The sequence below is a fragment of the Allosphingosinicella sp. genome (genome assembly GCF_036570505.1).
Taxonomy (GTDB): domain Bacteria; phylum Pseudomonadota; class Alphaproteobacteria; order Sphingomonadales; family Sphingomonadaceae; genus Allosphingosinicella.
Map to the genome: position 1 here is coordinate 1 of NZ_DATCYB010000088.1, position 3,434 is coordinate 3,434.

2 protein-coding genes are annotated in these 3,434 nt (G+C 66.9%); one reads left to right on the forward strand and one right to left on the reverse strand.

All coding sequences use genetic code 11. The features are described 5' to 3' along the window. A partial coding sequence (locus VIR62_RS11440) for a hypothetical protein (RefSeq protein WP_431871383.1) occupies positions 1-204 on the reverse strand: 204 nt, incomplete at its 3' end. A 673-nt stretch (positions 205-877) separates the two neighbouring features. Between VIR62_RS11440 and VIR62_RS11445 the strand changes: the two genes are divergently transcribed. After that, positions 878-3,434, forward strand: a 2,557-nt coding sequence (locus VIR62_RS11445; RefSeq protein WP_431871385.1) for an Rne/Rng family ribonuclease, incomplete at its 3' end; no start/stop codon positions are given.

Here is a 3,434-nt window from a genome sequence, read left to right on the forward strand (position 1 = left end):
AGGTTTCGGCTTGCCGATCAGGACGGTGACGCTGTAGCGTTTTTGCGGCGGTTTGGCGCGATAGTCGGCGGGCGGGCGCAGCCGGAGCCGCGGCGCGTCCACGGCGCGCGCATATTCCCCGGCGGCGAAACGGGTCGCCCCGACCTCCATCGCGCCGGCCAGAGCGGTCGGGGCCATCGCGGCGAGCAGGAAGAACAGGCCCATGACGCGGTTATGCCGTCCCAAGGTCCGGCTGGTCCAGCGCTTATTGGAAGATGTCAGGGGCAAACGTCACGTCCCAGGCCGCCGAAAAGGATGAACGTCCCATTAGCCATCGCGCGTCAAACCTGCGTCAACCGGCAAGGTTAACGACTGATTCAGCATGATAGCCAGACCCGCAGCGCGTCCGGCCCGAGGCGGGCATTATTGCAACATCTGGCTTTAATGCCGTGGTTGAGGTTGCCGTGGGTCCCCACCGATGCTAGCACCACGGCCACTGACGGCGTCCCATCCTGCCGTCCGGCCTTGCGAGGGGAAGGCCCGGTTCCGCGAATCGTGGACCGTGCGCCCCGGTGCCGGACAAAAGGGACGGACAAGCCGGCAGTCCACCCGGACGACCGGGCGGCGGCCGCCCCCTCTTGGCGCGCTCCGTCAGCCGGTCGCCCCGAATCAGGTTGATGCCGCATGAGGCTTGCCATGCCCTCTTCTGTCCGCGACGCGGGCGCTTTCGCGCCCGCCGCTCGTGGTCACGAAGACCGCATGCCCGTCCAGGACCGGACGCGGGCCGCACGCGGCAATAACATTTTCTTTCATCCGAACCCTATCGACCGCAGCCGTCTGTTCCGGGCAGTCGCGGCCTTTTTGTTTGGCGCGCCACGGCGCGCCTGGAGTGATAATAATGACCACGCGCATGTTGATCGACGCGCGGCACCGGGAAGAAACCCGTGTCGCCGTCACCAAGGGAAACCGCATCGAGGAGTTTGATTTCGAGTCCGCAGAGCATAAGCAGCTCAAGGGCAATATCTATCTGGCCAAGGTCACCCGTGTCGAACCGTCGCTGCAGGCGGCGTTCATCGAATATGGCGGCAACCGCCACGGCTTTCTGGCCTTCAGCGAAATCCACCCCGACTATTACCAGATTCCGAAGGAAGACCGCGACGCACTGCTGCGCGAAGAGGCCGAGCATGCCGCCGAGGCGGCGATGCGCGCCGAGGAAGACCTCGACGAGCTGGAAGGCGATGTCGCCGAGGTCGAGGGGCATGAGGACGAGAATGGCTATGCCTCCGCGCCGGTGACCGTCGGCGAGGAAGGCGACGACGAGGCGGGCGAAGAAAAAGACGAGGACGACGCCGGCGATGCCGAGGATGGCGACGCCGAAGAATCCAGGAACGGCGGCGGCGACCGCAAGGGGCGTGGCCGCGGCCGGAACGGCCGCAAGGGGCGTGGGCGCGGGCGCCGGGGCGACGACGAGGATGGCGAAAGCCGCATGTCGCTGCGCCGCCGTTACAAGATCCAGGACGTCATCCGCCGCCGTCAGGTGATGCTGGTGCAGGTCGTCAAGGAAGAGCGCGGCAACAAGGGCGCCGCGCTGACCACCTATCTGTCGCTCGCCGGCCGCTATTGCGTGCTGATGCCGAACACGATGCACGGCGGCGGGATCAGCCGCAAGATTTCGAACGGCGCCGATCGCCGCAAGCTGAAGGCGATGATCGACGAGATGAACCTGCCGTCGACGATGGGCTGCATCGTCCGCACCGCCGGGATGAGCCGCACCAAGACCGAGATTAAGCGCGACTTCGACTATCTCGCTCGCCTGTGGGACGAGATTCGCGAAAAGACGCTCGAATCGAGCGCGCCGGCGTTGGTCCATTCGGACAGCGACCTGGTCAAGCGGGCGATCCGCGACATCTATCACCGCGACATCGAGGAAGTGCTCGTCGAGGGCGAGGACGGCTACAAGGCCGCCAAGCAGTTCATGAAGCTGCTGATGCCAAGCCATGCGCGGCGGGTGAAGCAATATGCCGACCCCGTCTCGCTCTATCAGCGCCACGGCGTCGAGGATCAGCTCGCGGGAATGCTGAACCCCGTCGTGCAGCTCAAATCGGGTGGCTATCTCGTCATCAACCCGACCGAGGCGCTGGTGTCGATCGACATCAACTCGGGCCGCTCGACGCGCGAACATAATATCGAGCAGACCGCGCTCAGCACCAACCTCGAGGCCGCGCATGAGATTGCGCGCCAGCTTCGCCTGCGCGACATGGCGGGGCTGATCGTGATCGACTTCATCGACATGGATCACGGATCGAACGTCCGCAAGGTCGAGCGCGCGATGAAGGACGCGCTGAAGAACGACCGCGCCCGCATCCAGATCGGCCGCATCTCCGGCTTTGGCCTGATGGAGATGAGCCGCCAGCGGCTGCGGACCGGCGTCCTCGAAGCCTCGACCCGCCCCTGCCCGCATTGCGAGGGCACCGGCCTCGTCCGCACCGCCAGTTCCGCCGGGCTCAGCGCGCTGCGCCTGATCGAGGAGGAAGCGGCGCGCGGCAAGGGGAGCAAGATCACCCTGCGCGCGAGTCAGGAGGCGACCTTCTACCTGCTCAACGAAAAACGCCGCGAACTGCGCGAGATCGAGGAGCTATACGGCGTCGATGTCGAAATCCTGCCCGACGGCGAGACCGAGGGCGCGCGCATGGTCATCGAGGCCAGCGGCCCGCCGCCGACGCAGCGTCGCAGCTTCGCCCCGATCGCCCCGATCGAGGACGACGACGACGACATCGTCGACGAGGCCGAAGAGGAAGACGAAGACGAAGAGGAAGAGCGTCCCGCGCGTCGCGAAGCGGCTGAGAACGGTGAAAGCGAAAACGAAAACGAAAACGAAGGCGAAGGCCGCAAGCGCCGCCGCCGCCGCCGTCGTGGTCGCCGCGGTCGCCGCGACGAGGATGGGACAAGCGCCGATTCCGGCGAAGCTGGCGACGACGATGAGACGGCCGAGACCAGCGAAGCGAACGACACCGACTCGGAAGATGGACCCGCCGATCCTGAACCGGAGCTAGTCGCGGAGGCTGAAGCCGAAGCGAAGCCGAAGCGCCGCCGCGGCGGACGCCGGAAGAAGGTTGACGCCGAGGCGGTCGAGGCCGATCCGGTCGACGCGCCGATGGAGGCCGAGGCCGAAGCGCCCGCCGCGGCGGAGCCGGTGGAGGTCGCTGCTGAGGAAGCGCCCGCCGCCGAAGATAAGCCGAAGCGCAAGCGCGCCCCGCGCAAGACCAAGGCGGCGGCCGCCGATGTCGAGGAAGCCTCTGTTGAGGAAGCCTCGCCCGCAGAATCGGCCGAACCCGCCGAAGCGACGGTGCCCGAGCCCGAGCCCGAGCCCGAGACGAAGCCTGCCCCCCGCAAGCGCGCGAGCCGCAGCAGGAAGGCGGCGACCGCGGCCGACGCTCCGGCAGAGCCCGCTACGG